The organism is Pararhodobacter sp., assembly GCF_034676075.1.
GTDB lineage: Bacteria > Pseudomonadota > Alphaproteobacteria > Rhodobacterales > Rhodobacteraceae > Pararhodobacter.
In genome coordinates this window covers 42,825-66,539 of the sequence record NZ_JAUCCQ010000010.1, presented here as the reverse complement: position 1 = coordinate 66,539, position 23,715 = coordinate 42,825, and the positions used below count along the sequence as shown (strand labels likewise).

General features: G+C 68.9%; 23 protein-coding genes, 1 tRNA gene and 1 riboswitch. Of the genes, 13 read left to right on the top strand and 11 right to left on the bottom strand.

Annotated elements, in window-relative coordinates:
• Positions 1–91 precede the first annotated feature (91 nt).
• Together VDQ18_RS05950 and VDQ18_RS05945 are read left to right on the top strand one after the other, a co-directional pair.
• Complete coding sequence (locus VDQ18_RS05950) at positions 92–739, top strand: glutathione S-transferase family protein (RefSeq protein ID WP_323020071.1); 648 nt, start codon at positions 92–94, stop codon at positions 737–739.
• Positions 739–1,233, top strand: a complete 495-nt coding sequence (locus VDQ18_RS05945) for a DUF2244 domain-containing protein (protein ID WP_323020070.1) — start codon at positions 739–741, stop codon at positions 1,231–1,233. Before VDQ18_RS05950 ends, VDQ18_RS05945 begins: the two co-directional genes overlap by 1 nt.
• 6 nt (positions 1,234–1,239) lie before the next feature.
• On the opposite strand, the gene VDQ18_RS05940 is transcribed toward VDQ18_RS05945, so the two are convergent.
• Positions 1,240–1,707, bottom strand: coding sequence for a GatB/YqeY domain-containing protein (locus VDQ18_RS05940; protein WP_323020069.1), 468 nt, complete (start codon positions 1,705–1,707; stop codon positions 1,240–1,242).
• Between the two features lie 149 nt (positions 1,708–1,856).
• Here VDQ18_RS05940 and VDQ18_RS05935 point away from each other — a divergent pair.
• Positions 1,857–1,932: transfer RNA gene (locus VDQ18_RS05935), tRNA-Ala, on the top strand.
• Between the two features lie 58 nt (positions 1,933–1,990).
• On the opposite strand, the gene VDQ18_RS05930 is transcribed toward VDQ18_RS05935, so the two are convergent.
• From VDQ18_RS05930 to VDQ18_RS05910, 5 genes are all read right to left on the bottom strand, one after another.
• Positions 1,991–2,938 carry an FAD:protein FMN transferase gene (locus tag VDQ18_RS05930; protein ID WP_323020068.1) on the bottom strand — a complete coding sequence of 316 codons (948 nt, stop codon included), beginning with the start codon at positions 2,936–2,938 and terminating at the stop codon, positions 1,991–1,993.
• Positions 2,919–5,126: a PepSY domain-containing protein gene (locus VDQ18_RS05925; RefSeq protein ID WP_323020067.1), complete on the bottom strand. Its 2,208-nt coding sequence runs from the start codon at positions 5,124–5,126 to the stop codon at positions 2,919–2,921. Before VDQ18_RS05925 ends, VDQ18_RS05930 begins: the two co-directional genes overlap by 20 nt.
• Before the next feature lie 15 nt (positions 5,127–5,141).
• Positions 5,142–5,612, bottom strand: a complete 471-nt coding sequence (locus VDQ18_RS05920) for a DUF2271 domain-containing protein (protein WP_323020066.1) — start codon at positions 5,610–5,612, stop codon at positions 5,142–5,144.
• Between the two features lie 85 nt (positions 5,613–5,697).
• The gene (locus VDQ18_RS05915; protein WP_323020065.1) at positions 5,698–6,024 is read right to left on the bottom strand and encodes a hypothetical protein; all 327 of its coding nucleotides are present in this window, start codon (positions 6,022–6,024) and stop codon (positions 5,698–5,700) included.
• A gap of 230 nt (positions 6,025–6,254) precedes the next feature.
• Complete coding sequence (locus tag VDQ18_RS05910) at positions 6,255–6,578, bottom strand: PepSY domain-containing protein (RefSeq protein ID WP_323020064.1); 324 nt, start codon at positions 6,576–6,578, stop codon at positions 6,255–6,257.
• Between the two features lie 132 nt (positions 6,579–6,710).
• On the opposite strand from VDQ18_RS05910, the gene VDQ18_RS05905 reads away from it, so the two are divergent.
• The 3 genes from VDQ18_RS05905 (at position 6,711) to VDQ18_RS05895 (ending at position 10,238) form a co-directional block, all read left to right on the top strand.
• On the top strand, positions 6,711–7,370 hold the full coding sequence (locus tag VDQ18_RS05905; protein WP_323020063.1) for a response regulator transcription factor: 660 nt from the start codon (positions 6,711–6,713) through the stop codon (positions 7,368–7,370).
• The gene (locus tag VDQ18_RS05900; protein WP_323020062.1) at positions 7,367–8,692 is read left to right on the top strand and encodes a sensor histidine kinase; all 1,326 of its coding nucleotides are present in this window, start codon (positions 7,367–7,369) and stop codon (positions 8,690–8,692) included. The genes VDQ18_RS05905 and VDQ18_RS05900 overlap by 4 nt, the downstream gene beginning before the upstream one ends.
• A 316-nt stretch (positions 8,693–9,008) precedes the next feature.
• A complete protein-coding gene (locus VDQ18_RS05895) occupies positions 9,009–10,238 on the top strand; it encodes a glycosyltransferase family 61 protein (RefSeq protein ID WP_323020061.1) in 1,230 nt (409 codons plus the stop codon).
• Between the two features lie 59 nt (positions 10,239–10,297).
• Here VDQ18_RS05895 and VDQ18_RS05890 read toward each other — a convergent pair whose 3' ends face one another.
• The 3 genes from VDQ18_RS05890 to VDQ18_RS05880 all read right to left on the bottom strand — a co-directional run bounded on the left by VDQ18_RS05890 (position 10,298) and on the right by VDQ18_RS05880 (position 13,501).
• On the bottom strand, positions 10,298–11,677 hold the full coding sequence (locus tag VDQ18_RS05890; RefSeq protein WP_323020060.1) for an aminomethyl transferase family protein: 1,380 nt from the start codon (positions 11,675–11,677) through the stop codon (positions 10,298–10,300).
• A 156-nt stretch (positions 11,678–11,833) separates the two neighbouring features.
• Positions 11,834–12,637 carry an IclR family transcriptional regulator domain-containing protein gene (locus VDQ18_RS05885; protein WP_323020059.1) on the bottom strand — a complete coding sequence of 268 codons (804 nt, stop codon included), beginning with the start codon at positions 12,635–12,637 and terminating at the stop codon, positions 11,834–11,836.
• 6 nt (positions 12,638–12,643) lie between these two features.
• Positions 12,644–13,501: a dioxygenase gene (locus VDQ18_RS05880; protein WP_323020058.1), complete on the bottom strand. Its 858-nt coding sequence runs from the start codon at positions 13,499–13,501 to the stop codon at positions 12,644–12,646.
• Between the two features lie 115 nt (positions 13,502–13,616).
• Between VDQ18_RS05880 and VDQ18_RS05875 the strand changes: the two genes are divergently transcribed.
• The 7 genes from VDQ18_RS05875 (at position 13,617) to VDQ18_RS05845 (ending at position 21,093) form a co-directional block, all read left to right on the top strand.
• Positions 13,617–14,429: a citryl-CoA lyase gene (locus VDQ18_RS05875; protein ID WP_323020057.1), complete on the top strand. Its 813-nt coding sequence runs from the start codon at positions 13,617–13,619 to the stop codon at positions 14,427–14,429.
• Complete coding sequence (locus tag VDQ18_RS05870) at positions 14,426–15,568, top strand: CoA transferase (protein ID WP_323020056.1); 1,143 nt, start codon at positions 14,426–14,428, stop codon at positions 15,566–15,568. Before VDQ18_RS05875 ends, VDQ18_RS05870 begins: the two co-directional genes overlap by 4 nt.
• 25 nt (positions 15,569–15,593) lie before the next feature.
• Positions 15,594–16,487, top strand: a complete 894-nt coding sequence (locus VDQ18_RS05865) for an MBL fold metallo-hydrolase (protein ID WP_323020055.1) — start codon at positions 15,594–15,596, stop codon at positions 16,485–16,487.
• An 87-nt stretch (positions 16,488–16,574) separates the two neighbouring features.
• The gene (locus VDQ18_RS05860) at positions 16,575–17,618 is read left to right on the top strand and encodes a TAXI family TRAP transporter solute-binding subunit (RefSeq protein WP_323020054.1); all 1,044 of its coding nucleotides are present in this window, start codon (positions 16,575–16,577) and stop codon (positions 17,616–17,618) included.
• A gap of 70 nt (positions 17,619–17,688) precedes the next feature.
• A complete protein-coding gene (locus tag VDQ18_RS05855; protein ID WP_323020053.1) occupies positions 17,689–20,034 on the top strand; it encodes a TRAP transporter permease in 2,346 nt (781 codons plus the stop codon).
• A 196-nt stretch (positions 20,035–20,230) separates the two neighbouring features.
• On the top strand, positions 20,231–20,668 hold the full coding sequence (locus VDQ18_RS05850; protein ID WP_323020052.1) for a YeeE/YedE family protein: 438 nt from the start codon (positions 20,231–20,233) through the stop codon (positions 20,666–20,668).
• A complete protein-coding gene (locus tag VDQ18_RS05845; protein WP_323020051.1) occupies positions 20,668–21,093 on the top strand; it encodes a DUF6691 family protein in 426 nt (141 codons plus the stop codon). Before VDQ18_RS05850 ends, VDQ18_RS05845 begins: the two co-directional genes overlap by 1 nt.
• Positions 21,094–21,095: 2 nt before the next feature.
• Here VDQ18_RS05845 and VDQ18_RS05840 read toward each other — a convergent pair whose 3' ends face one another.
• Together VDQ18_RS05840 and VDQ18_RS05835 are read right to left on the bottom strand one after the other, a co-directional pair.
• Positions 21,096–21,530, bottom strand: a complete 435-nt coding sequence (locus tag VDQ18_RS05840; RefSeq protein ID WP_323020050.1) for a 6,7-dimethyl-8-ribityllumazine synthase — start codon at positions 21,528–21,530, stop codon at positions 21,096–21,098.
• A 68-nt stretch (positions 21,531–21,598) separates the two neighbouring features.
• Positions 21,599–21,743: riboswitch (FMN riboswitch) on the bottom strand.
• Between the two features lie 34 nt (positions 21,744–21,777).
• On the bottom strand, positions 21,778–23,580 hold the full coding sequence (locus VDQ18_RS05835; protein WP_323020049.1) for an acetate/propionate family kinase: 1,803 nt from the start codon (positions 23,578–23,580) through the stop codon (positions 21,778–21,780).
• Positions 23,581–23,715 lie beyond the last annotated feature (135 nt).

Below are 23,715 nucleotides of genomic sequence, written 5' to 3'. Positions count from 1 at the left end.
GGCTCCCTTTCCCGGGGCGGGGACGCGCCTATCTCAGCCGGGGACGGCAGGCGAAACGCCGCGACGGCGCGGCCAAAGGGGACGAAACGAGATGCTGACGATCTGGGGCCGCAAGGATTCTTCCAACGTGCAGGTGGTGATCTGGGCAGTGGCCGAACTGGGCCTGCCCTATACCCGCCACGACGTCGGCCACCGCTTCGGCGGCACCGACACGCCCGAGTTCATCGCCATGAACCCCAACCGGCTGGTGCCGGTGCTGACCGACGGCGAGTCGATCCCGCTGTGGGAATCGGGCGCCATCCTGCGCTATCTCGCCAACCGCTATGCGCCGGAAAGCTTCTGGCCCTCGGATCCGCTGGCCCGGGCCGATACCGACCGCTGGGCGGAATGGGCCAAGATCAACGTCAGCCTCGCCTTCAGCGGCTCGGTCTTCTTCCCGATGATGTTCCACAAGCCCGAGGTGCGGAACATGGCCGCCGTCGAGACGGCGATGAAGACCCTGACCCAGCGCTTCAAGGTCGCCGAAGCGCGGCTCGAAAACCATCCCTACATGATGGGCGAGACGCTGACGCTGGCCGACCTGCATTTCGGCAACCTGCTCTACCGCTATTTCACGCTGGACGGGATCACCCCCGTCGCGCCGCCCGCCGTGCGCGCCTATTACGACAGGCTCTGCGCGCGCCCGGCCTATGCCGAACACGTCATGGTCCCCTATGACGCCCTGCGCCCCGCCGCCTGATGCCCTACACCCTGACCCGCACCGACGAGACCCACGCCGAACTGCGCGCCTGGCCGCATAACGCGCTCAACCCGCGCGGCTTCGTCATGGTCATTGCCATGGGCGCGGCGACGATGGCCATGCCGTTGATCGCCGTGCTGGGCTCACGGGTGCTCTGGGGGCTGCTGCCCTTCGCCGGTCTGGCGCTCTGGGGGCTGTGGTACGGGCTCGACCGCAACTGGAAGGACCGGGCGATCCTGGAGGAGATGACGCTCAACCGTCAGGCGGTGCATCTGATCCGGACCAACCCGCGCGGGCCGCAGCAGGAATGGCGGGCCGATCCGCATTGGGTCAGCCTGCGGCTGGTGCCGCGGGGCGGCCCGGTCGAGAATTACCTGATCCTGGCAGGGGGCGGGCGCGAGGTCGAGCTTGGCGCCTTCCTCACCCCCGGCGAGCGGGTGCAACTGCACGACGAGCTGGCACCGCTGCTGATGCGGCTGAAAAGCTACGCCTGAGGCGCCTCAGGCCCCGCCGCTGAGCCGTGCCTTGACCACCGGGCCGATGGCGCCGAAATCCATCTGGCCGGTGTACTTGGCCTTGAGCGCGTTCATCACCCGGCCCATGTCGCGAATCGAATTCGCCTCCAGCTCGGCGATCGCCTCGGCAATCGCCGCCTCGACTTCCTCGTCGGACAGCTGGCGCGGCAGGTAATCCTCGATCACCGCGATCTCGGCCAGTTCGCGTTCGACCAGTTCCAGCCGCCCGCCCTCTTCATAGGCCCGCGCGCTTTCCTGGCGCTGCTTGACCATGCGCGAGAGCACGCTGGTGATCTCGCCCTCGGACATCTCGCGGTCCTCGCCCTGCCCCCTCAAGGCGATGTCGCGGTCCTTGATGGCGGCGTTGATCAGCCTGAGCGTGGAAAGCCGCAGCTGATCCTTGGCTTTCATGGCCGTCTTGAGGTCCTCGGAGATCCGGGTGCGCAGGGGCATCGGGGGGTCCTGTGATGGTGCAAAGGTCGCCCACCATACCCCTCAGCCGATGCAAGGGCAACGTCCCGTCCCGTGACCCCGACCCGTCGAAATTCCCCCCGCAGCGGCCCTTGACAGCGCCCGCCGAATGCCGCATCTAGCGCCGCGTGGGGGCTGTAGCTCAGATGGGAGAGCGCGTCGTTCGCAATGACGAGGTCAGGGGTTCGATCCCCCTCAGCTCCACCACTTTCTCTCAAAATCCGCAAACGTGACGCCGGCATGACCGGGGTTTCGGGCGTGGCCTTCAGCCTGCCGGGTCGAAGACCGCGCCGGTGCTGGCCATGCGGATCGTGTCGCCGTCGCGCAGCAGGAACAGGGCGCTGAGGCCCAGCCGGGCGGCAAGCGCCAGCCCCTCCGTTTCCCCCAGCACCATCAGCGCGGTGGCGAAGGCATCGGCCTCGGCGCAGCCGGACGCCACGACCGTGACCGACGCCGGCGATTGCCTGAGCGGCGCGCCCTGCACGGGGTCCATGGTATGCGACAGGAGCCGGTCGCCCACCTGCACCCAATGCCGGTAATCGCCCGAGGTGGCGACGGCGGCGTCCTGCAAGGCGAGGATCGACAGCGGCGCGCGGCGCTTGCGGTCCGGGGCCTCGACGGCGACGGTCCAGGCCTCGCCATCGGGGCGCAGGCCCAGCGCCCGCATCTCGCCGTCGATGCCGACCAGCGCCGCCTCGATCCCGTGCTCGCGCAGCACCTCGGCCAGCCGGTCGGTGCCATAGCCCTTGGCGATGCCGTTCAGATCGACCGAAACCGGCGCCCGCTTCACCGCCCTGCCCGCCGCCGGGTCCAGGTCCAGCGCCTCCCAGGCCGGGAGGCGGGGGCGGCCCATGGCGGCGCGGATCGCGGCGGGGGTCGCGCCCTCGGGCCCGTAGCCCCAGGCGCGCACCGCATCCCCCAGCGTGATGTCGAAGGCCCCGCCCGTCGCCCTGCCCACCGCCAGCCCCAGCCCCAGCACCGCCATCAGCCGGGAGGGCAGCGCCACCGGCACCCCCACCGGCGCCGCGTTGAGGCGCATGAGGTCGCTGTCCGGTTTCCAGACCGACATCTGCGCATCGACCTCGTCCACCGCCCCCTGCAACGCCTGCCGGACCGGCCCGGGATCGACACCCTCAGCATGAAACAGCGCCGTCCAGCGGGTGCCCATGGTCGGGCCGTTCAGCGCGTGGCGGTCAGTAGACATCTTCGACATAGCGTCCCTCGGCCTTCAGGAGTGCAGGCGACAGGTCCAGCGGCGTCAGGATCTCGGTCAGGGCCGCCTGCACCCCCGCCGCCATCTCCCACCCGCCGCAGACCATGATCCGGGCGCCGTCCATGACCGCGCGGCCCAGCTCTCCCGCATCCCGGCGCAGCGCGTCCTGCACGTATTCCGGCCGCGACCCGCGCGACACCGCCGTCACCAGCCGCGACAGATGCCCTTGCTGCTGCCAGAGGCTCAGCTCGGGCCGATAAAGGAAATCGCTGCCCGGATCGCGCAGTCCGAAGTAGAGCCGGGCCGGGCGGCGCCGGTGATTGGCGCGCAGGAAGCCCGCCAGCGGTCCGATCCCGGTCCCGGCGCCGATCAGGATCAGGCCCTTCTTCGCCCGGCCCGCGTGAAAGCCCGGGTTCGGCCGCAGGAAGGCGAGGATCTGGTCGCCCGGCTCCAGCGCCGCCAGTTGCCCCGAGCACAGCCCCCCGGGCTGCTTGCGCACGACGATCTCGACGAAGCCATCGGCGCGGGAGGACGCCAGCGAATAGAAGCGTGGCACGGGCGAGCCCTCGGGCAGGATGCCGATCAGGTCGCCCGCCTGAAACCGGGCGAAGCCGCGCCCGGTCAGGCGTTGCCAGAGCGTCCCGGGCGGCAGGGCGAAACGCAGGATGACCATCGGCGCCTGAACCTCGGCCCCGTAATCGCGGCGCGAGACCAGCGTCAGCCCCTCCATCCGCGGGGTCTGCGGCTGATGGGTCAGCTCCAGCGGTTGGCTCAGGGCGGCGCCCAGCGCCCGGCCCCAGCGGGTGAAATCCTGCGGCGACTGGCGGTCGACGGTGCCCATCGGCAGCAGCAGGTCGCAGCCCTTGGCCTCTAGACGCGCCTCGATCCGCCGGGCGAAGCCGCAGAAGTGCGGGAAGCTGCGGTCGCCGAAGCCCAGCACCGCCAACCTGGCCCGCGGCGGGGCCTGCAGCGCGTCGATCCTGCCCAGCACACCTCGGGCCGAGGCGGGCGCGTCGCCGTCGCCATAGGTCGCGGCCAGCAGGTAGATCTGGCGCGCCTGCGGGTAGCGGTCGGGGTCGAAGGAAGCCATCGGCGCCAGATGGACCCGCGCGCCCTGCCCGCTCAACGCCCGGTGCAGGCTGGCGGCGAACCCCCAGCTGCTGCCGCCTTCCGAGGCGACGAGGATCACGCTGTCGGCGCTGCGGGCGGGGGCATTGCCGCGCACCCGCACCCGGCCCCGCAGACCCGCAAGCCAGGTCAGAATGCCCGTCGCCGCCAGCACCGGCACGCTCAGCGCCGCAAGACCCAGCAACAGGCCGAGCCAGGCCGCGCCCTGCCCGGTGTGCAGCATCTCGATAATGGCCGAGATCCGTTCGCCGACGCCCAGATCCGCCCATGCGAGCAGCGCGCCGGTTCCCTGATCGACAAAGCCGCTGCCCTGCGTCGTGGTCAGGGCGAAAGCCTCGGTGGCGTCGCCCGGATAGGGGAAGGTGAGGCTGCGCAGCTCCGAGAGCGGCAGCTCGGCCAGCGCGGGCATCAAGGCGGGGGACAGGCCGGTCAGGCCGCTGACCGGGCCGGGGCCGTCGGGCTCGGTCACCGCGATCTGCACCAGATCGAAGGTCTGCGCCGACATCGCCAGTCCGGTCAGCGAAGACAGCACCAAGCCCACCACCGCCACCCGCGCGATCTCGGTATGCAGCCGCCCGGCCAGCGGGCCGCGCAGCCGGGCGAACCAGCGCCGCCAGCCCCCGGTCCGCCGCGCCACCAGAAAGGCGCCGCCGATGGCCAGAAGCAGCATGAGCCCCGCCCCCGCGGCCACGGCGAGGCGCCCGCTGTCTTCAAGAAACAACGAGCGGTGCAGGTCGCGCAGCCAGCGATAGGCGGCGCTGGTCTGGGTTGGCGCCAGATCTTGCCCGGTATCGGGGTCGATCACCGCCGAGCCGGGCGCGCCATTCTCGAACCACCAGGCGGTGACAAGGCCCGCGGACGAGCGGCGCAGCTGCTCGACGCCGGGGTGCCGGGCCGCGACCTGCTCGGCCAGGGCGCCGACGCTGAGGCTGGCGGCCGTCCGTGGCGCGGCCAGGCTGTCCAGCGCCGGAAAGACCGACAGCGCGGCGCCGCTCAGCGTGATCAGCGTGACAAGGACCGCAGCCAGAAGGCCCGGCCAGCGATGCAGGAGCCGCAGCATGGCCCGGCCCTCCGATCAGAACGAATAGCCGAACGAGGCGATATAGCGCCCCCCGGGGACCGGAACGCCCGCCCCGGCCGTCGTCAGCGGCACCGAGACCTCGTCGGGCGAATCGCGCATATCCTCGACCGCGGCGTCGATATGCAGCGTATAGCCCGCGTCGAAGAGCGTATCGGCCAGGTCGAAGGTGATCTCCAGCGTGCGCCCCGCGCCGACGCTGGCGCCGGTGATGCCGTCGATCTGCGCCGGATCGCCGCCGGTCGCGGCGTACCAGTCGCTCAGATGCGAATAATAGCGCGTCCGCGTGCCGGCCATCCACAGCGTGCCCGCATAGGCGCCCGAGGGATCGGTCACATAGATCGCCAGATAGGCGCCATCCCCGCCGTAGCGGTTCATCTGCGTGGTCAGCGTGACCGGACGGGCGAGCACGAGGCCCGGCACCGTCAGGGCGGTCGTCAGGGCCAGGGCGGCGAGAAGGGATTTCATCGGAAAACCTCAGAGGCAGGAAGGGAAAGGTGTCTGCGGGTTGAACGCGCCGGGCGGCAGTTCCCGGCGCGCCCGGGCGGGCGGATCAGTTCATTTGCACGCGGGGCGGCGTGCCGGTGCCGAAGAGCCCGTTGGCGGGCGGCGCAACGCTGCCCGCAGGCGCCGCCATCCGGCCGCGGCCGCCGCCGTCGTCGTCGTCATCGTCGTCGTCATGGTGGCGCCCGCCGTGGCGGTGCCCGTCGTCGTCATCGTCGAAGACATGGAACAGCTGCGCCATGCGGTCGCGCAGGGTGACATGCTCGCCGCGGGAATCGTCCGACCGTGCGCGACGGTCGTCATCGGCAAGGGCGGGCAGCGTGAGGACCGCAGCAAGCGCGGTGGTGGCGGCAAGAAGGGCAAGGGTGGTTTTCATCGTCTGTCCTTTCACAGGGGGCACAGCCTTTCTGCGCCCCGGGGCTGATCCCTTGCTGACGGGCCGGGACAATCTGCTTCAGCCTGCCGTCAGCTTCCGGCAGCGCCCCGGCCAGAGGGCGCAGAAAAACCCCCCGGCCTTGGGGACCGGGGGGTGGCGGGATCGTCGGGACGCGTCGATCCCGCGGACGGGCGGCGCCGAGGCACCGGGCCCGTCGTCCGGGGCGGGCGTCAGTCCTGACCGTGGCGCCCGGGGAAATACCGCGACCAATCCGCGCCGCGGCCGAAGCGGATTTCCAGCTCGCGCACCTCCAAGGTCGCGGGGTCGAGCTGCATCTCGACCCGGTTGCCCTCGGCATCGCGGCCGCGCAACTCGTAGCAACCGTCGTCGATGCGCAGCCGGTCGACGCTGACGCCCAGCTCCCCGACCCGGGCCACCGCCGCCTCGCGCGGTTGCCAGTCGGACATCGGGCTGGTGCAATCGTCGTCGGCCAGGGCGCCTCCGGCTGCCAGAAGACCACCGGACAGGGTCAGGATCAGGACGAGGGGTTTCATGGGCTGCTCCGCTTTTGCTCTGCCCTGAATAGCGGCCCTAACTGACGGCAGCCTGAAGCGACCTGCGTCACCGGTTCAGTTTGCCGTCAGGCGAAAGCGGCATAAGAAGGGGCAGGCCAAGCGGAAAGTCCCATGCGCATCCTCCTGATCGAAGACGACACCGTGCTGGGCGCCGCGCTGCGCGACCAGGTTGCGGGGGATGGCCATTCCATCGATTGGGTGACCCGGCTCGATGCGGCCGAGGACGCGATGGCCACCGCCGCGCATGAGCTGGTGCTGCTGGACCTGATGCTGCCCGACGGGCGCGGCATCCCGTTCCTCAAGCGCCTCAGGGCGCGGGGCAGCGTGGTGCCGGTGATCATCCTGACCGCGCTCGATCAGGTCTCGGACCGGATCGAGGGGCTGAACGCAGGCGCCGACGATTATCTGGTGAAGCCCTTCGATCTGGGCGAATTGTCGGCCCGCATCGGCGCGGTCGCCCGGCGCTACAGCGGCAATCCCAACCCGATCCTCAGCCACGGCGATCTGGACATCGACCTCGCCGCCCGCAGCATCCTGCGCGCAGGCAAGCCGGTGACGCTGACCGCCCGGGAATGGGCGCTGTTCGAGGCCTTTCTGGCCCGCCGCGGGCAATTGCTGTCGAAAACCCAGCTGGAAGACACGCTCTATGCCTTCGACACCGAGGTCGAGAGCAACACGATCGAGGTCCATGTCAGCCGCCTGCGCAAGAAGCTGGGCGCGGGGGTCATCGTGACCGAACGCGGCCTCGGCTACCGGCTGGGCGCGGCGTGAGGCGGCGCTGGGGCCTGCAAGCGCGCCTTGCGCTGGGGCTGGGTCTGGCGCTGACGCTGGTCTGGCTGGGCACCGCGGTGCTGACCGCGCTGAGCCTGCGCCACGAGATGGAAGAGGTCTTCGATTCCTCGCTGGAGGAAACCGCGCAGCGCCTCTTGCCGCTCGCCGTGCTGGAGATCACCAACCGCGAGGCCGGTGACGGCGACCAGCACCTCGCCCCGATCCGCGCCCATCCCGAATTGCTAACCTATGTCGTGCGCGACGACGCGGGCGGCCTGCTGATGCGCTCGCATGCCGCCGATCCCGCCGCCTTTCCCGACTGGACCGGCCCAGGCTTTGCCCAGAACGCCACCCACCGCTTCTATTCCGAGGATACGCTGCAAGGCTCGATCCGCCTGACGGTGGCCGAGCCGCTGGCGCAGCGCCAGCAGGCGGTGGGCGAGATCCTGATGCGGCAGATCCTGCCCCTGGCGCTGATGATCCCGCTGACGCTGGCCATCGTCGGCCTCTCGGTGGCGCTGGGTCTGTCGGGGCTCAGGCGGTTCCGGGGGCGGCTGGCGTCGCGGGAGGCGCGCGACCTCTCGCCCGTTCCGGTGAGCGACCTGCCCGCCGAATTGCAGACAGTGGGCGAGACGCTGAACGACCTGCTGGCCCGGCTCGATGCCGCCTTCGAGGCCGAGCGCAGCTTCGCCGCCAATGCCGCGCATGAATTGCGCACGCCGCTGGCCGGGGCCATCGCCCAGATCCAGCGCCTGAAACAGGAGACGCAGGAAGCCCCGGTCGTCGCCCGCGCCGTCGCCATCGAGGAGACGCTGAAACGCCTGACCCGTCTGTCCGAGCGCCTGTTGCAGCTGGCCCGGGCCGAGGGCGGCAAGCTGCGCGTCGATCAGCCGGGCGACCTGCGGCCGGTGGCGCGGCTGCTGGTCGATGACCTCGGCCGCAACGCCGCGGGTCGGCTGGTGCTGTCCCTGCCCGAGGCGCCGGTCCTGTCGAGGCTCGACCCCGACGCCTTCGGGATCGTGCTGCGCAACCTGATCGAGAACGCGCTGCGCCATGGCACGCCCGGCGCCCCGGTGCAGGTCGTCCTGACCGAGGCGGCCGCGCTGACGGTCGCCAATCCCGGCCCCGTCGTGGCGCCCGAGGTGCTGGCGCGGCTGACGGATCGTTTCGCCCGGGCCTCGACCGGCGATGGCAGCGGCCTCGGCCTTGCCATCGTCGCGGCCATCGCCGGGCGGATCGGCGGGCGGCTGGTGCTGTCCTCGCCCCGCCCCGGCCACGCCGACGGGTTCGAGGCGCGGATCACGCTGTCCGGCGACGGCTGACACCGCCCTCCCCGCCATCGGCGCGGCGGAAACGAGGGGCGCTTGGCAAGTGAGACCGGCAGACTCAGGCCCGACGCACGCCACCCTGCGGCAAACCCCGACCGATATTGCCCGCGTGACTGGCCGGGTCGTCGGCGACCATCGGCCCCGGACGGGAGGAAGTGGTCGCCATGACTGACTGCCCGCCCCCAAGCCTGCTGGTGCGCGGCCGCGCCGCTCTCCCCGGGGCCGGACGGCTTTGACGTTCCTGCATTCCCTGCCGGGCAGAATCTGGATACGATCGCCCGACAGGCACCCTTCAGGCAAGAACCCGTCCATGCAGCACAACAAGCGCGGGACCTCCGGCGCGGAGCGACCGACAGCGACCGACGTCCTCCCCGGGCGGCGCACCCGGACCCTGCCGCCGATGCAGGTGTTCCACGACATTCTGGCCGGTCGCGCCCCGAACCGCCGGACGCCGGGCGTGCTCTGGCCGGATTTCGACAATCAGACCGATGTGCGGCTCTGGCGGGACCGGCGGCGCTTCTGCACGCGCCCGACCATCGACGCCTCGAACCCCGAGATAATCGAGGAACCCTGCGCCTTCGTCTCGGTCCACGACGATCATTTCGGGCATATCTGTTCAGAAACCGTGCCGCGGATCCCCCAGACGCTGGTCGATGCGCCGGGTCTGCCGCTCTATTTCAGCAGCGCCGCGCCGATGGGCCGCAAGGACATAGCGCCGGCGTTTCGGGCGATCATGACCTGGCTGCATGTGCCGCTCGAGCGGTTGCGCTTCGTCTACAAGCCGACGCTCTTTCGCGAGCTGCATGTCGCCGCGCAGGCCGAGCAGTTGAACGGCCCGCCGCCGCTGCCCGAATACCTCGACCTTCTGGAAGAGCGGATCGCGGGCAACCTGCCGCCCATCACGCCCGAGGGCGTGGTCTATGTCTCACGCGCGCAACTCAGGCCCGAAGCGGGGCGGATGGCGGGCGAGCGCTATCTGGTCCTTTGCCTGCAACAGGCGGGCGTGCAGATCGTCTATCCCGAGATGCTGTCCCTGCCCGAGCAGATGCGCGCCTATGCCGGGGCCCGGCATCTGGTCTTCGCCGAGGGCTCGGCGGTGCATGGCCGCCAGTTGCTGGGCCGTCTGGATCAGGAGATCTGGATCATGCGCCGCCGCCCCCGCAGCCATATCGCCCTGAACCAGCTGGCGCCGCGCTCCCTCGGGCTCCGCTACGTGGCCAGCCAGGCGGGCGGGCTGATCATCACCAATGCCAAGGGCGGACGCGTGCCGAATTCGATGTGCAGCCTTTACCGCGTCGACGCGGTGCTGGCGCATTTCGAGGGGCTGGGCGTGCCGCTGGGCCGCTTCTGGCGCACTAAGCACTACGAGCGCCAGCGCGACGAGGATGTGCTGTCCTGGCTGCGCGCCGTCTATCATCCCGGCATCGCCCCTTGGCTGCGCCCCCACAACAGCGACGAGGAGATGCTGGCGCAGTTCGAGGCTCTGGGCCTGGGGCATCTGACCCGCGAGGCCGCGGCCTTGATGAAGGCCCATCGCTGAGTCCGAAGAAAAAGGCGGCCCGTCTCGGGGCCGCCTTCGAGGCTCGGAAACCGGGGGGATCAGCCGTCGGTCTTGTTGGTCTTGGCATAATAGGGCACCGGGGCGATGGTGGCGCGGATCTCGGTCAGCTCATGCGCCTCGACCGTGCGGCGGCGACTGTCGGGCTCGCCCCAGAGGAGGGTGACTTCCTTGCCGATCTCGCAATGCTCCAGATCCATCAGCGCGGTGGACAGCATGGCGCCCGCATTCGACGAATAGCTCATCCAGTTGGACACGCCCGCGGGCTTGCCGCCCGCCAGCACCTGATCGGCCTGGAACGAGGAATACATCGGCACCGGCAGCGAGATGAACTTCGCGCGCGGCCCGTCGTTCCTGAGCGAGTTCTGGAGCACGCGGAACACGTCGTCGTTGTTCCAGATCAGCGTCATCTTCTGGCGCTTCTGGTTCTGCTTCTTCTCGACCAGCGCGTCGCGGCCGATGAAGTCGTGGTTGAGGTTCACCAGCGAGCCGTAGCCCACTTCGTAGGGCTCGACATAATAATCCTCGATCCGGTCCGACACGAAGCTGCCGCCCAAGGAGCCCGCGGCCTCGAAGCTTTGCGCGGGGATCCAGCGGCGGTAGTCCGCCATGGTCTCGCCCTCGTAGATCGCGGGCAGAGGACGCGGCATCCAGCCCGATTCCTGCGCGGCGGTGCCGTAGGTCACCGACCCCGCCTTGCGCAGGTCGTATTTCTCGCCCACGCGCTCCACCGCCTCGCGCACGGCCTGCTGGTCCTCCCACGGACCGTAGAGCTCGAAACCCGGGGTGCTGGCCATGCCGTGCCGCACGGCGCGCACGTCGCAGCCGGCGATCTTGAAGGCGCCCATGTGGAAGAACTTGATCTCGGGCAGCGTGCCTTCGGTCACTTCCTGCATCAGCGCCAGCGCGTTCGGGCCCTGAAGCTGGAAGCGGTAGACATCGCGGCGAGCGCGGGGGCGGATGAAGTTCTCATCGCGGGTGACGGTCACGTTCAGAGAGGTCTTGGTCGCGTTGTATTCGACCCAGTTGGCGGCGGTGGGCGGGCCGACGACGCGCATGAAATCCGCCTCTTCGCGGAACAGCACCGCGTCCGAGATCATCCGGCCGTCCGGCCCGCACATGACGATCTGCTTGGCGCGCATCACGTCGAAATTGTCGGCGCGGTTGGTCATCAGCCCGGCCATGAAGGCCAGCGCGTCTGCGCCGCGCACATGCACCTCGGTCATGTGATAGCTCTGTTCGAGCATCGCCACGCTGTGCTTCCAGGCGCGCTGTTCGTCGCGCCAGTTGGTGAATTCGGCCGGGATGCCCGGGAAGATCGTCGTGCCCAGCTGCGAACTGCGCAGCAGGTTGATCGGCCCGCCGGCGGCGTCCAGCGCGTCCTGCAAGGTCGTGGGGGCAAGGCTGTGGGGTTTGTTCATCAGGTCCTCCCGATCTGGTCTCTGGTATCGCCAATATTTTCGCATTGCGAAAATTCTTGCTTATAACGAAAATAGCGTGTTAGAATCTCGGGCGTCAAGCCTGATTCCCGAAGCATTCGGTGAAAAGAAACGGGCGCCGGGTCTCCCGGCGCCCGTTCAATTGTCCAGGACCGCGCCCAGGGTGGGGAAGCGGGTCAGCTGCAGGGCGATGGATTTCGCCACCGCCCGCAACTCGCCCAGCCGCTCCGCCACCAGCGCCTCGGGCGACAGCATGCCGGAATAGCCCGAGCTGTTGACCGCGGCGATGGTGCGGCCGTCCTCGTTGATGATCGGCACCGCCAGCGCGGTGATGCCGTAATCCAGCTGGTCCACCGTGGTCGCATAGCCCTGCTGGCGCACCGCCAGGATTTCATCCCTGAGCGCAGCCTTGTCGACCAGGGTCCGTGCGGTCAGGGGCACCGGCTCCAGCGCATCAAGCCAGGCATCGAGCGCCGCGTCAGGCAGACCCGCCACCAGCACCCGGCCGATCGAGGTGGCAAAGGCAGGATAGCTCGCCCCCGCCACGGCCGAGGCCCGCCGCGCCCGCTGCTGCGAATAATGCGCGACATAGATCACGTTATGGTCGTTCAGCGTCCCCACCGAGGAGGCGTCGCCGAACATCTCCACCAGCCGTCGCAGGTCGGGCAGGATGATCTCGTCCACCCGCGCGGCGAAATAGAAGGACGAGCCCAGCGCCATCACCTTGGGTTTGAGGTGAAAGCGCTTGCCGCTTTGCCCCACATAGCCCAGTTCGATCAGCGTGATCAGCCCCCGCCGCGCGGCCGCGGGCGAGACATTCACCCGCCGTGCCACCTCGGACAGCGTCATCTCGTTGTGGCGGGCGTCAAAAGCCTCGAGGATGGCGATCCCCTTGGCCAGTGCCTCGACAAAGCCCGCCGGTCTTTCGCTTTCCTCGTCCAAACCGCCTCACCCTTCCGGTGCCAGAACAAAATCCATTTCGACCACGGCATCGGGCATCTTGTCGAGGGCATAGCCCAAAGCCTCGATGTTGCGGGCGGGCTTGATGTCGCGGATCAGCGAGCGGCGCACCCCGAAAACCGCGTCATTATCGACGTAATCGGTGTTCTTGAAGAAAACTTCGGTGGTGATGCCGGACATGCCCGGGGCGGTGACGATGAAATGCAGATGCGGCGCGCGCCAGGCGTGGCGATTGCCCGCGCGCAGCAGCACGCCGACCGGGCCGTCATAGGGCACGGTATAGGGCTTGGGCAGCACGGTCGTGTAATAGTAGCGCGCCTGATCATCGACGGTGAACTTGCCGCGCAGGTCGTATTTGTCCTGCCCCTCCTCCTGGATCGGATAGGTCCCTGCCCCGTCCGCCTGCCAGGTATCGACCTGCGCACCGGGCAGCGGGTTTTTCAGCGTGTCCATCACCCGGCCATGAACCAGCAGCGTGACGCCGTCGCGCCCGTCGCCCAGATCGGCGCCCAGCGCCTTGGCCGGCGCGTTGTCGAGATAGAAGGGCCCAAGGTTCGATCCCTCGGTCGCGCCGCCCTTGGTGTTGATCATGTCGACCAGCGCCGACCAGCCCAGCACGTCGGACAACAGGATGAATTCGTGCCGCTCGGGCGTCGAGATCTTCCCGCAATCGTAAAGGAACATTAGCGCCGCCATCCATTCCTCGTGGGTGACGTTCTGTTCGCGGGTGAAATCGTGCAGATGCTCGATCAGCCCCTGCAGCAGCGATTCAAACCGGCTGCCCGGCTCGGTCTTGAAGGAATCCTTCACCGCCTGGGTGATGGTGTACTGGTTCACGTCGCTCATGCTGTCCCTCCCGCGCCTTGCGTCCGCTGCGCCCACAAAGTGGCTTGACGAAGCCTAAGCCGCGCGCTTACGCTTCGGCAAGAGAAAAATGTTTCGCAATGCGAAAAGATAAGAGATGCGGATCGGAAAACAAACCCAGCCCTACACGGCCATCGCCACCTCGGACGCCCATTCCATCACGGTGCGCGGCCGGGACCTCTGCCATGACCTGATCGGCAAGATCGGCTTCACCGATTACTTCTGGCTGCTGGTGATCGGCGACATGCCCAGCGAGGCCCAGCGCCGGATGCTGGACGCCTGTCTGGTGGCCATTGCCGAACACGGGCTGGTGCCCAGCGTGCAGGCCGCACGGATGACCCTGGCCGCGGGCCCCGAGGCCTGGCAGGGCGCCATGGCGGCGGGGCTGCTGGGGATGGGCACGGTGGTCGCGGGCTCGACCGAGACGGCGGGGCGTTTCCTGCATCAGGTCCTCAGCGACGCGCAGGACGGCGACATCGCCGCCGCCGCGCAGGACCACGTGACGCAGCTGAAGCTGGAGCGCAAGAAGGTGCCGGGCCTCGGCCATCCGCAGCATGCCGAGGGAGACCCGCGGGCGATCCGGCTGCTGGAACTCTGCGACGAGTTGGGTCTGAGCGGCCGCTATGTCGAGACGCTGCGCGTGCTGGGCGAACAGGCGCCCGGCATCATGCACCGGCCGCTGCCGATCAACGTCTCGGGCGCGATCCCGGCGGTGATCCTGGACGCGGGATGGCCGCTCGAGGCACTGAAAGCCGTGCCGCTGCTGGCGCGCGCCGCGGGCCTTTCCGCGCATCTTTACGAGGAATCGCTGCGCTCCATCGGCTTCGTCATGTCGAACCATGCGGATCTGGCGATTTCCTATGACGGCCTGCTGTCGGGCCACGAATCCCCGGCGGAGGACAAGGCATGAAGATCCTGAAGAACATCCGCGTCGTCGAGATGGGCACCTATATCACCGGCCCCGCCGCGGCGATGCATCTGGGCGACCTCGGCGCCGATGTGATCAAGGTGGAACTGCCGGGCACCGGCGATCCGTTCCGCGCCTTCAAGGGCGGGCTCTATTCGCCGCATTACCAGACCTACAACCGCAACAAGCGCTCCATCGCGCTGGACACCAAGAAGCCCGAGGATCTGGAGACCTTTCACCAGCTCGTCGCCAGGGCCGACGTGTTCATCCAGAACTTCCGCCCCGGCGTGGCCGACAAGCTGGGCGCGAGCGAGGCGGCGCTGCGCGCCATCAAGCCCGACCTGATCTATTGCGCCATCTCGGGCTTCGGCCCCTCGGGCCCGGCGATGAAGCGGCCGACTTTCGATTCCGTGGCCCAGGCGGCGGCGGGCTACATGCGGCTGCTCACGCCCCCGGACAATCCCCGCGTCATCGGCCCGGCGATCGCCGACGCCGTGACCGGCCAATACGCGGCGATGGCGGTGCTGGCGGCGCTGACGGAACGCGCGAGTTCCGGCAAGGGGCGCCGCATCGACATCTCGATGCTGGAGGCCATGTGCCATTTCAACCTCGACAGCTTCACCCATTATTTCAGCGAGGGCGAGATCATGGGCCCGCTGTCGCGCCCGGTCGTCTCGCAGAGCTACACGTTCGAATGCGCGGACGGCACCTGGATCGCCTTCCACCTGTCCTCGCCCGTCAAGTTCTGGGAGGGGTTGCTGGAAGCGACCGGCATGCAGGCCCTGAACGAGGACCCGCGCTTCAACGAACGCCTTGAACGCATCAAGCATCAGGAAGAGCTGATCGCCATTTTTGCCCCGGTCTTCGCCAAGAAAACCCGGGCCGAATGGTGCGACGCGCTGGAAGCGGCGGGCGTGCCCTATTCGCCCGCCTATGACAGCAACGAGGCGCTGGAAGACCCGCAGGCCAAGCACCTGGGCATCAAGCTGACCGTGCCGGGCGTCGTGGCCGAGACCTTCACCACCGTCCGCGCGCCCTACAGCTTCGATGGCGAGGCCGAGCGTGACGTGCTCCCGCCGCCGCTGCTCGACGCCCATGGCGACCAGATCCGCCAGGAATTGAAAACCGGCCGCCGGTCCTGACCCGGCCCCCGGGAGGAGAGACGAGATGAGTGACGATGTGCTGAAAGTGACCCTCTTGGGCACCGGCATCCCCAACCCCAGCATCCATGCCTTCGGCACCTCGACCCTGATCGAGGCGGGCGGCGAGAAGGTGATGATCGACTGCGGCCGCGGCACGGTGATCCGCATGTCGCAGCTGGGCATCCCGGTCGGCTATGTCGATACGGTGATCCTGTCGCATTACCATTCCGACCATTACGCCGGGATCTTCGACCTGCTGATGTCGGGCACCATCCCGCAGGGCTGGGCCGGGCGCGGCAAGCCGCTGACCGTCTATGGCCCCGAGGGGCTGGAGGATCTGGCCGAAGGCGCCTGGCAGGCCACCCGCCCCGACCGCAACATCCGCGTCAACGACAACGAGATCGACCCCGAGCACATGCGCATCATCCCGCATGTCTATACCGAGGGCGTGGTTTATGACCGCGGCGGCCTGCTGATCCGGGCGATCCTCGTGGATCACGGCGACAACATCCCCTCGGCCTATGGCTTCCGGGTGGAATACAAGGGCCGGGTCTTCGTCCACTCGCACGACACCCGCTACAACGAGAACCTGATCGCCCAGGCGATGGGCGCGGATGTCTTCGTGCACGAGATCGCCGCCGCCCGCGACACGACGCTGGCCAATTATCCCAAGGTGAAGGTGGCCATCGACCACCATGCCTCGCCCACCGACGTGGGCCGCGTCTTCGCCCAGACCAAACCGCGCCTGGCGATGCTGACGCATCTGGCGCTGCTGCCGCCCGATCCCCTGCCCATGGATGATGTGCTGGGGGAGCTGGCGGCCGAGTACAACGGCATCGTGCTGATCGCCGAGGACCTGATGACCATCCGCATCGGGCGCAACATCTCGATCGAACCCTACCGCCATCCGGCGCGCTGAGGACCGACCCGGCGCGGGGGAGGATTCGCGCCGGTCCGAACCACACCGGGCCGCTCCGGCGGCCCACAAAAACAGAGGGAGGAACGCATGAACAAACTGGCTTTGACCACGGCGCTGAGCCTGGCGCTGGGCGCCCAGGGCGCGCTGGCGCAGGTGAACCTGACCGCCATGACCTCGACCCCCGGGGTCGCGGTGCATCTGACCATCGCCCATCTGGCCGAAGTGGCGTCCGAACGCGGGATCGCCGATATCCAGATCACCCTCGGCCAGACCGGCGTCAACGCCACGCTGGCCGTGGCCGAAGGGCGCACCGATATCGGCATCTGCCCCTTCATCCTGCCGTTCCTGATGTCGCGCGGCGTCGGTCCCTTCGCCGATCTCGGCGCCGAACGCGGGGCCGAACTGGCCGGCAACCTGCGCGTCCTCTACCCCTATTCCTTCGGCGCCTACACGCTCTACGGCTACGAGACGGCGGGCGTCACCGGCTGGGACAACCTCGAAGGCCGCCGCGTGCTGGACGGCCCGCCCCGCGGCGCCGCGACCAACGAGGCGCGCTCGCTCATCCAGGTGATGACCGGGCTCGAGGCCGGGACCGGCTTCACCGCCGTCGAAAGCGACTGGTCGCAGATGGCCACCACCATCACCGAAGGCTCGGTCGATGTGGCGCTCTTGCCGGAATACATCCCCTCGGACCGTCCGCTTCAGGCACTCTCGGCCGGGCGGATGAACTTCTACTCGATCCCCATCGAGCAGTTCGAAAGCGAGGCCGTGCAGCGCGTGCTGACCGCGCCGGGCTCGGCCCCCTTCATCCTGAGCGCCGAGCAGATGGCAGCACTGGGCGAGAACGCGCACGTGGTGTCCGAAGACGGCGCCTTCCGCACCCGGGGTTCGGTCGGCGGCAATTGCGTCAACGCGGCGATGGACGAGGAGCTGGCCTATCAGCTGACCCGCGCCCATATCGAGACGCTGGCCCAGATCTATGAAAAGGCCCTCTACGCCCGCAACGTCGGTTTCGAGAACCTTGACCCCGTCGCCTCGGGCATGTGCGGGCTGAACCCCGTGCGCTATCACCCCGGCGCTGTCCGCGCCTGGGAAGAGGCGGGCTACGACGTTCCCGATTGCGCCCAATGATCGCCGCGCGGTGATCTTCCGGGGGCCTGCTTCCGGGCGGGCCCCCAGTCCTTTCTGACACGAGCGAGCGATGGAAACCGAAGCGCCCCAGATCCGCCCGGCCGTGCGTCGGGTCGTCTATGCCATGGCCCTGATCTTCGTGATCACCGGCATGATCAACTCCACCCCGGCGATCCCGGGCTGGGACCAGTTCTGGCAGAACCTGACCGGCTGGGACTGGCTGGCGGTGCGCCGCTTTCCCTATGAATATTACTACCCCATCGCCTTTGCCTGGATGATGATCATCGTCGCGCTCTGGCATTCGATCTGGCGCGAGTGGCAGGACAAGGGCAAGGCCCGCCGCCGTCTGGGGCTGGCGCTGGACATCGCGCTGGTCGTGGCCGCGCTGACCATCGCCACCACCTACCTGATCGAGAACGAGGCCGTCTGCCTGATCGACGTGATCACCGGCGAACGCGCCGCCTTCATGGAGCGCGCGCTGGCCGCCGAGCGCGAGGTGGCGCTGGCCTTGGGCCTGCCCGCCCCCACCTCCATCGACAACCCGCGCTGCATCGCCACGACCGGCCCCTGGATCACCCTGATCGTCGGCCTCGCCGTGATCGTCTTTTTGGCCTACAACACGCAGGTCTGGGGCTTCTCGCTGGTGCTGGTCTCCATCGCGCTGGCGCTTTACGCCATCGCCACGGTCACCCTCTGGTACGTCTTCGGCACCGATGGCATGAACCGCTACCTGATCACCGCATTGGGGGGCGAGCCGCGAACCCTGCTCGACGGCAGGCCGCGCTTGCAGGATCTGCTGGTCAATCAGGGCTCGGGCCTGCTGGGCCAGTTCCTGCATATCATGCTGAACACGGTCTTTCCCTATATCGTGCTGGGCTCGCTGCTGTCCGTCTCGGCGGGCGGGCGCACGCTGATCAAGGTCGCCGTCGTCTCGACCCGCAAGCTGCGCGGCGGATCGGCCCATGCCGCCATCGTCGCCTCGGCGCTGTTCGGCACCACGACCGGGACGCCCGTGGTCAACGTGCTGGGCACCGGCACCATCACCATCCCGATGATGATCCGCGCGGGCTTCAAGAAAAGCTACGCTGCCGGGGTCGAGGCCGCGGCCTCGTCCGGCGGGCAGGTGATGCCGCCGATCATGGGCATCGCCGCCTTCGTGCTGGCCGCCATGACCGGCGTGCCCTACCGCGACGTGGCCATCGCCGCGGCGATCCCGGCGGTGGCCTATTTCCTCTGCATGTTCCTCTCGGTCATGTTCCAGTCCCGCAAACAGGGGATCAAGGCCGTGGGCGAGGTCCCGCCCGAGATGCGCCTGACCCCCCGCGACTTCCTGCTCTTGAGCCAGATCGCCGTGCCGCTGGCGCTCATCATCGTGCTGCTGCTGGTGCCCAAGGACGCCATCGGCTGCGATCCGCTGAGCCGCCTTCTGGGCGCCGTCGCGGTCCAGACGCCCAGCGGCGCCTGCCGGGCCGAGCAACTGCCCTGGATCATGCAGCTGATCCAGAACACGCTGGGCGACGCGGGCAGCGTCGGCTGGTGGGCGGCGGTGGTGTTGATGGGCATGCAGTTCATCGACCGCGCCTTCCGCGAAAGCCCGTCGAAGCTGGTCGATGCGCTGGCCCATGCCGGGATCACCTCGGCCGGGCTCTACCTCATGTTCCTCGCCGTTTCGGTCATCGACATCAGCCTCAACCTGACGGCGCTGCCCAGCTTCATCGCGCTCGACATCCTCGGCTGGCTGAGGGCGCTGAACCTCGGCGACAACGCACCGCTGATGTTCCAGTTCGTGGCGCTGGGGGTGACGATGGTGCTGGCGATCCTGCTGGGGATGGGGATGCCCGCGGTGCCCGCCTACGTCAACGCGGCGCTGCTGATGGGGCCCTTGCTGGTCGGCCTCGGCATGGCGCATTTCACCGCGCATATGTTCATCTTCTACTTCGCCTGCGTCAGCGCCATCACCCCGCCCGTCGCCGTTGCCTCCTACGCGGCCTCGACGATTGCCAAGTCGGACCCGGTGGGAACCTCGTTCTCGGCGGTGCGGTCGGGGATCGTGATGTTCGTCATCCCCTTCATCTTCGCCTTCAACCCCGAGATCCTGCTGGTGCAGGCCGCGGTCCTCAACCCCGATGCCGCCACCGGCGGGGCGCGGTTCCTGCCGGGCTACGACGGCGAGTTCCACCTGCTGCCGCTGCTGTGGCTGCTCGCGCGGCTGGGGCTGTCGCTCTATCTGCTGGCCAGCGCGCTGGCCCGCTTCGACCAGCGGCGGCTCGCCAGCTGGGAGATGGGGCTCCGGCTGGCGCTGGCGCTCTTCGTGCTCTCGGGCAATCCGGCGTTGCAACTGCCCGCGGTCGGCGTGGGCGTAGCCCTGCTGGTCTGGCACCATATCGGCGGACGGCCCCGCGCCCTGTCGGCCTGAGACCCGGGGGCGGCGGGGCTCTCCGCCGCCTTTTCCCCCGGAAAACCCTCCCAACGGCGAGGACGGAACCGGATGAAGGTTCCGCGCCCGGGAACCGGGACAGGATAGCTGCCCTATCTGTTCGGCCGTCCTTGCGGCGCCGCAAGCCGGAACCCCATCTCAAGTCAGGACGTTGCCCTGCCAAAGGAGTTCCGCCATGATCGCAATCCCCCTCGACTGGCTGACCGGACTTGCCGGCGGGCTGATGATCGGCCTCGCCGCCGCGCTGCTGCTTCTGGGCAACGGACGGGTGATGGGCGCCAGCGGCATCGTCGGAAGCCTGGTCGAAAGGCCCGGCGCCAGCCAGACCCTGCGCGGATCCCTGCCCTTTGTCGCCGCCCTGATCGGCGCCCCGGCGCTGGTCGTGGCAATCGGCGGCGCGCCCGCCACGCATGTGACGGGCGATACCGGCATCCTGCTGCTGGCGGGGCTGCTGGTCGGCGTCGGCACGCGGCTGGCGAATGGCTGTACCTCGGGGCACGGGGTGGTGGGCATGGCCCGCCTTTCGCCCCGCTCGATCCTGGCGACGCTGACCTTCCTAGGCGCGGGCTTCGCCGTCATGTTCCTCGGCCGTCATACCCTGGGGGTGTTCTGATGCGATCCTGGATTTCCGCCGCCTCCGGCGCGCTGTTCGGCCTGGGCCTGCTGGTCTCGGGCATGACCGATACCGCCAAGGTGCAGGGCTTCCTGGACCTCGCGGGCAATTGGGACCCGACGCTCGCCTTCGTGCTGGGGGGCGCGATCCTGCCGATGGCGCTGGCCTGGCGACTCGCCGCCCGGCGCCGCCGCTCGGTCACGGGCGAGCCCTTCCCGCCGATGCCCAGCCAAGGGATCGACGGGCGCCTTCTGGGCGGGTCGGTCCTGTTCGGGGCGGGCTGGGCGCTGGCGGGCTTCTGCCCCGGCCCCTCCGTCGCCGCCCTGGGATGGAGCGGCGCCAGCGGCCTGACCTTCGTGCTGGCCATGCTGGCGGGGATGCTGGGCCTCGACTGGGCCCGTCGCCGCCTCCCCGCCCTGGCCTGAGGTCAGGCGGGCAAGGCCTGCCGGGCGGCGGTGATCTTCAGCGCCGCCTCGGCCGCCTCGCGCCCTTTCTGGACGAAATGCGCACGATAGATGCCGTCGTGATGCGCGGTCTCCTGATACTGGTGCGGGGTCAGCGAGACCGAGAGCACCGGCACCCCCGTCTCCAGCCCCGCCTGCATCAGGCCGTTGACCACCGCCTGGGCCACGAAATCGTGCCGGTAGATGCCGCCATCCACCACGAAGGCGGCGCAGGCCACAGCGGAATAGCGCCCGGTGGCCGCCAGATCGCGGGCCATCAATGGCATCTCGAAAGCGCCCGGCACGTCGACGACATCGACCTGTTCGGCGGGGATGATCTGAAGGAATCCTTCGAGCGCACGGTCGACGATGGCGGCATGCCAGCCGGCTTTGACAAAGGCGTAACGGGTGTGTGTCATGGTCTCTCCTTTAGCGACACGTCACCCAAGGCGATCCCATGCACCCCCGCGTGCCAGGCACGGGAGGCGATGGTTCTCTTTCATCCGGACTATGACCGTCGGCTCAGGAATCGCACCTGATCTGCTGACCCTGCCCGAAGGCAGGCGCTCGCGGGCTTGCGGTTTCGGCCGCTTACCGCCGGTGGGGAATTTCGCCCCGCCCTGAGAACAGCTTCTTGTTCCACGGCCGGGCCCGCCCTGCAAGCCATCACGGATGCGGATCGAGATGCGCCTCCAGATCGACGATCTCGCCCTCCCAGCCCGCGCCGATCCCGGCGGCATTGGCCTCGTCGGTGTCGATATGCATCTCGGTGAAGGCATTGGGCTGGATCCTGACCAGCGTGCGCCCGAAGGTCAGCGAGCGCTCCCCCTGACCCACCTTCACGCCGACGATCTGCCCGTCCTCCAGCCCCATGGCCTGGGCATCGGCCGGGTTCATGTGAATATGGCGGGAGGCGACGATCAGCCCGTCGGTGTCGATCTGCCCATAAGGCCCGATCAGCCGGATCATCGGCGTCCCGTCCAGCTGCCCCGAATCGCGAACCGGCGCGTCGATCCCCAGCGCGAAACTGTCGGTGCGCGAGACCTCGATCTGGGTGCGCTTCCTGAGCGGGCCGAGGATCGCCACATGCTCGATGCGCCCCTTGGGGCCGACCAGCGTGACCCGCTCCTCGGCCGCCCAGTTGCCGGGCTGGCGGAGGTTCTTCTTCACCGTCAGCTGATAGCCGGGGCCGAAGAGCGCGGCGAGGCTGTCCGCCGCCAGATGCACATGCCGCCCGGATACCGCCACCGGCAGGGGCTTCGGCGCCGCCGCCGGACGCGCCAGATGCTGCGCAACCTCGCGGGCGATCTGCAATTGCTCGGCGGTCTCGGTGACCAGCACCGCCACGCGCGAGCCATAGGCCTGGATCTGCGGCGCGGCGCGGTCCTTCAGGTCCACCGCCTGATTGCGGTCGAAATCGAGCCGCAGGCCCATGAAGTCGAGCCCGTCGCAGATCCGCCGCCGCATCGAGGGGGAATTCTCGCCGATGCCGCCGGTGAAGACCAGCGCATCCACCCCGCCCATCGCCGCTGCATAGGCGCCGACGTATTTGCGCGCGCGGTGGGCGTAGAGGTTGATCGCCAGCTGCGCCGCCCCGTCACCCGCCGCCGCGCGATCCTCGACATCGCGCATGTCGGACGAGCCGGTCAGCCCCTTCAGCCCAGAGTCGCGGTTCAGCGCCGCCTCGATCTCGTCGATACTGAGCCCCAGCTGCCGGTGCAGATAGCCGAAAGCGCCCGGATCGACATCGCCCGAGCGCGTGCCCATCACCAGCCCCTCCAACGGCGTCAGACCCATCGAGGATTCGAGGCTGCGCCCGAGGTTGATGGCGCAGACCGAGGCGCCGTTGCCCAGATGGACCGAGATGATCCTGAGCGCCGTGACCGGCTGGCCCAGCGCCTCGGCCGCGCGTTCGGCCACGTATTTGTGGCTGGTGCCGTGGAAACCGTAGCGGCGGAGCCCCGCCTCGCGCCAGCTTTCGGGCACGGCATAGGTGGTGACGCGGGGCGGGTTGGTCAGGTGGAAACTGGTGTCGAAGACGCCGACCTGCGGCAGATCCGGCCAGACCTGCCGCGCCACCCGCACTGCCTGCAGATTGGCCGGGTTGTGCAGGGGCGCCAGCGGCGTCAGCCGCTCGATCTTGGCCAGCGTTGCCTCGACCAGCGTGGCGGGGCCGGTGAAATCGGGGCCGCCATGGGCGATGCGATGGCCCACGGCCTCGATCCCGGCGATTCCCTCGGCCGCCAGCAGCGCGGGCACCGCGGCGATGGCGGCGGCGAGATCGGCATGCGGCGCCGTCCCGCTCCGGCACGTCCCGCCCGCGTCCACCGTCACATCGCAGGCCCCGTCCCGGAACCGGTCGAACGCGCCCTTGAGGACCGGGCGAACCTCGGACCCCGCGCCGCGCGCCCGGTCGAAGACACCGAATTTCAGACTCGAACTGCCTGCATTGAAAACGAGAATACGCATCCGATCCCTCCGGTTTGCCGCCACGATAGGACGCCCGCCCGGGTTACGAAACCATGACGCTGCGCCGCCGCGCGGGACCCTGCGAAAACCCGCCCCTTCATTCTGCCCTAAATACGCCGGGGGGTGATCGGCGTC

What these genes read in the sequence shown, in the direction of transcription:
- VDQ18_RS05845 (WP_323020051.1), top strand. Translation starts at nt 20,668, where the DNA reads ATGCGATCCTGGATTTCCGCCGCCTCCGGCGCGCTGTTCGGCCTGGGC.
- VDQ18_RS05895 (WP_323020061.1), top strand. Translation starts at nt 9,009, where the DNA reads ATGCAGCACAACAAGCGCGGGACCTCCGGCGCGGAGCGACCGACAGCG.
- VDQ18_RS05840 (WP_323020050.1), bottom strand. Translation starts at nt 21,530, where the DNA reads ATGACACACACCCGTTACGCCTTTGTCAAAGCCGGCTGGCATGCCGCC.
- VDQ18_RS05870 (WP_323020056.1), top strand. Translation starts at nt 14,426, where the DNA reads ATGAAGATCCTGAAGAACATCCGCGTCGTCGAGATGGGCACCTATATC.
- VDQ18_RS05920 (WP_323020066.1), bottom strand. Translation starts at nt 5,612, where the DNA reads ATGAAATCCCTTCTCGCCGCCCTGGCCCTGACGACCGCCCTGACGGTG.
- VDQ18_RS05930 (WP_323020068.1), bottom strand. Translation starts at nt 2,938, where the DNA reads ATGTCGAAGATGTCTACTGACCGCCACGCGCTGAACGGCCCGACCATG.
- VDQ18_RS05850 (WP_323020052.1), top strand. Translation starts at nt 20,231, where the DNA reads ATGATCGCAATCCCCCTCGACTGGCTGACCGGACTTGCCGGCGGGCTG.
- VDQ18_RS05905 (WP_323020063.1), top strand. Translation starts at nt 6,711, where the DNA reads ATGCGCATCCTCCTGATCGAAGACGACACCGTGCTGGGCGCCGCGCTG.
- VDQ18_RS05855 (WP_323020053.1), top strand. Translation starts at nt 17,689, where the DNA reads ATGGAAACCGAAGCGCCCCAGATCCGCCCGGCCGTGCGTCGGGTCGTC.
- VDQ18_RS05950 (WP_323020071.1), top strand. Translation starts at nt 92, where the DNA reads ATGCTGACGATCTGGGGCCGCAAGGATTCTTCCAACGTGCAGGTGGTG.
- VDQ18_RS05910 (WP_323020064.1), bottom strand. Translation starts at nt 6,578, where the DNA reads ATGAAACCCCTCGTCCTGATCCTGACCCTGTCCGGTGGTCTTCTGGCA.
- VDQ18_RS05865 (WP_323020055.1), top strand. Translation starts at nt 15,594, where the DNA reads ATGAGTGACGATGTGCTGAAAGTGACCCTCTTGGGCACCGGCATCCCC.
- VDQ18_RS05890 (WP_323020060.1), bottom strand. Translation starts at nt 11,677, where the DNA reads ATGAACAAACCCCACAGCCTTGCCCCCACGACCTTGCAGGACGCGCTG.
- VDQ18_RS05875 (WP_323020057.1), top strand. Translation starts at nt 13,617, where the DNA reads ATGCGGATCGGAAAACAAACCCAGCCCTACACGGCCATCGCCACCTCG.
- VDQ18_RS05835 (WP_323020049.1), bottom strand. Translation starts at nt 23,580, where the DNA reads ATGCGTATTCTCGTTTTCAATGCAGGCAGTTCGAGTCTGAAATTCGGT.
- VDQ18_RS05880 (WP_323020058.1), bottom strand. Translation starts at nt 13,501, where the DNA reads ATGAGCGACGTGAACCAGTACACCATCACCCAGGCGGTGAAGGATTCC.
- VDQ18_RS05945 (WP_323020070.1), top strand. Translation starts at nt 739, where the DNA reads ATGCCCTACACCCTGACCCGCACCGACGAGACCCACGCCGAACTGCGC.
- VDQ18_RS05860 (WP_323020054.1), top strand. Translation starts at nt 16,575, where the DNA reads ATGAACAAACTGGCTTTGACCACGGCGCTGAGCCTGGCGCTGGGCGCC.
- VDQ18_RS05915 (WP_323020065.1), bottom strand. Translation starts at nt 6,024, where the DNA reads ATGAAAACCACCCTTGCCCTTCTTGCCGCCACCACCGCGCTTGCTGCG.
- VDQ18_RS05925 (WP_323020067.1), bottom strand. Translation starts at nt 5,126, where the DNA reads ATGCTGCGGCTCCTGCATCGCTGGCCGGGCCTTCTGGCTGCGGTCCTT.
- VDQ18_RS05940 (WP_323020069.1), bottom strand. Translation starts at nt 1,707, where the DNA reads ATGCCCCTGCGCACCCGGATCTCCGAGGACCTCAAGACGGCCATGAAA.